Annotated in this window: 3 protein-coding genes; all 3 read left to right on the forward strand. The window is 72.0% G+C overall.

What is annotated here, in order from left to right; genetic code table 11:
* Positions 1 to 273: single stranded DNA-binding domain-containing protein (locus tag BBK14_RS15910; RefSeq protein ID WP_476739396.1), on the forward strand; the 273-nt coding region annotated here is incomplete at its 5' end.
* An 82-nt stretch (positions 274 to 355) separates the two neighbouring features.
* Complete coding sequence (locus BBK14_RS15915) at positions 356 to 781, forward strand: hypothetical protein (protein WP_071063315.1); 426 nt, start codon at positions 356 to 358, stop codon at positions 779 to 781.
* Positions 778 to 1,082, forward strand: a 305-nt coding sequence (locus BBK14_RS15920) for a hypothetical protein (protein ID WP_131802334.1), incomplete at its 3' end; no start/stop codon positions are given. The genes BBK14_RS15915 and BBK14_RS15920, both read left to right, overlap by 4 nt.

Here is a 1,082-nt window from a genome sequence, read left to right on the forward strand (position 1 = left end):
CTCAAGCAGCGCTCGTTCGAGACCCGCGAGGGCGAGAAGCGCACCGTCATCGAGCTGGACGTCGACGAGATCGGCCCGTCGCTGCGGTACGCCACCGCCACGGTCACCAAGATCCAGCGCGGCGAGGGCGGTGGCGGGAACGCGAACGGCCGCAGCGGCGCGCGGCAGGGCAACCAGGGCGGAGGCGGCTACGGCGCTTCGCCCCAGAGCGGACCCGTCGACGACCCGTGGTCGCAGCCCGCGGGCGGCTACTCCGATGAGCCGCCGTTCTGAAAAACCCACGACCAGGGGTTGTGGCTCGCACGCTGCCGCGACCCCTGGTCTGGCCCCAGCTCAAATCTGAAGGAGAGGCGTCATGGCCCGCCCCGACGACATCACCGATGACCCGCGCGCCATCCGCGCCGTCCCGTCCCTCGGGGAGCGCGGCACGGAGACCGAGCAGCTGCGCGACTCGCTCGGGCACCCGTTCGTCCGTAACACCGATCTCGCGCCCGGCGACTGGGCCGTGCACTGGCTCGACGACTCGGGCGAGGTCACCGAGGTGACTGACACACGGCCGTCCAGCTTCGGCACGCCGCTGCTGCGCCAGCATCTGAGCACCGCGGACGGCCGGGCCGTCTCCAGGCCGGTCGCGCGTAGCGGCTCCACGACCATCTGCACGCACGAGCCGCACTGCGACCCCTACGACCACGAGGAGATCGCCCGACTCCAGGGAACCCCCACGTCGGGCGCGAGCCCGTTCCTGCCGTCGATGAGCCCGCGGGCGCGGAGCTCCCGGTGAGCGTCGACCTCGCGACCCTGGGCGGCCTGGTGGGCGAGTGCGTGCACATCAGCCGGCCCCCGACGCCGCTGGAGGTGGATGTGTTCGGCTTCGGCTACGACGTCATGGGTGGCAGCGGCTTCGTCATCGCCGTCCACCCCGAGTCCACCATCCAGCAGAGCCACGAGGGCCGGACTGAGAGCCTCACCGGCCGGCTGGTCGACTTCGACTACGGCTACGGCGTGCTCGTCACCGCCGAGTCCACCGTCGAGGTGGACCACGCCGCGGCGATCACGGAGTTCCTGGTGAGGGCGGCCCGCGG

The organism is Parafrankia soli (assembly GCF_001854695.1).
Taxonomy (GTDB): Bacteria; Actinomycetota; Actinomycetes; order Frankiales; family Frankiaceae; genus Parafrankia; species Parafrankia soli.